The following is a 1,713-nucleotide window of genomic DNA, read 5'->3' on the forward strand; positions in this document are numbered from 1 at the left end:
GGCGTCACTTGCGTCTGGGCCGGCGCCGCAGATGCGGTGGCTTGCGGCGGCGGCGTGGTTGCCGTGGTTTCCGATGAGCCTATGCCCATCTTGCGGCCGAGATTGGAAAAGAAGCCGCCGCCTTGAGACTTCTCCGCAGGCTGAGTCGAAGCGGCGCGGGTGCTTGGCGCGCTGACTGCGACCACCGGCTCCTCCTGCGGCGCGGGCGCGCTTGCCACAGCGTCGAGATTCGGCTTCGGCGGGTTGACGTGGCCGGGGATCGTGCCCGGCGCCCTGGCCATCGCCAGCATTTGCAGCGTGGTGCCCTCGGCGCCCTCGGACAGCCCGGTCGAGCCTTCCGGAATCTTGGCGGCGAACACCTTGTTCATGCCGCCGTCGATGCCGGTGTTCATGCGCGCCACCGGCGTGCCCTTGGCGACGAGCCTTGCGTATTCGGTTTCGTCCTTGGCCTGCTTCTCGCGCACCGCGCTGGCGATCTCCTCGGGGATCACATAGGCCGGACATTTCGCCGAGGCGTCGAACACCAGATCGCGCTTGGCATCCGCCGGCCTGGCGGCGTCGAACACGTATCTTTTCTCGCAGAAATCGACCTTCGGCTCCTGCCGCGTCACCTCGAAATGATCATAGCCCTGCTTGATCATCTTCCAGAACGGCATGTTCGGATTGTTCCGGTGCTTGGCCATGTTCACCGGCGTCATCTTGAACGGATAGGCCTGCAGCTGGAACGCCTTCTGACCGCCGAAGAAGGATTCGCGCCCGAGCGAATAGATCTCCGCGATCTGCTCGTCGGTCATGGCGTAGCAGCCGCGCGAGGAGCAATCGCCATGCACCATCAGCTGCGAGCCGGTGCGGCCGAGCGCCTTGTCGAACGCATTCGGATAGCCGGTGTTGAAGGAGAGGTAATAGGCCGATTGCGGATTCATCTGGCCCGGATTGATCGAGTAGAAGCCCTCCGGCGCTTGCCGGTCGCCTTCGCGCACCTTGGGGCCGAGATCGCCGGACCAGCGGCAGATCGGATAGGTCTTGAGCAGCGCGAACTGGCCCGAGCGGGTCTGCTTCCAGACCTCGAGCTCGGCCTCCTGCTTGAACAGGCGGACCAGGATCGGCGATTGCAGGTCCATGTCCTTCTCGGCCATCGCGGCGATCAGCTTCGGCGGCACCGGCTGATTGGCCTTGGCGTTGGTCGCGAGCGAGATCTGGTCGCTGTTGCAGCCGGCCAGCAGGCCGCCGGCCGTCATCAGCGCAACCGAAGTGAAGAGCGCGCGCGCAAGCGAACGAGAAATCAAGATCGACCCCACACCGTGCCGGGCAGCAAGCGCAAACCCCAATTCGTTTGGCGCATGATCCGACCGGCGAACCGGGCCCGTCACGACGGGCTTTTTCAGCTCACGCCCCAGCGCTTATGCCCTGAAGCCATTGATTAAAATTCTAACCTCTGGGTCATGTGGTCGCAACCCGGGCGGGGATCACGAGGCCGTTGGCCCAAGGGCATGGTCAACGAAGAATGAACGGACGCGACTTTGGGCGTGACTTGGGACGGAACTAGGGCTTTCGGCCCGTCCCGGACTCAGATCGCCGATTTGGGCAAAAAAAGGGTTAACGCGGGGTTACCGGGGGCTGCAGGGGAGGTCTCGTAGGGTGGGTTAGCGTCAGCGTAACCCACCTCTTCATCGCCGCGGAGACAGAAGTGGTGGGTTACGGCTGCGCCTAACC

General features: G+C 64.0%; 1 protein-coding gene. It reads right to left on the reverse strand.

The window, feature by feature from the left end; all coding sequences use genetic code 11:
- Positions 1-1,286, reverse strand: a 1,286-nt coding sequence (locus JHD07_RS09680; RefSeq protein ID WP_291621425.1) for a murein L,D-transpeptidase family protein, incomplete at its 3' end; no start/stop codon positions are given.
- Positions 1,287-1,713: the final 427 nt, after the last annotated feature.

Origin of the sequence: Bradyrhizobium sp., assembly GCF_016462955.1 — a bacterium.
Classification (GTDB): domain Bacteria; phylum Pseudomonadota; class Alphaproteobacteria; order Rhizobiales; family Xanthobacteraceae; genus Bradyrhizobium.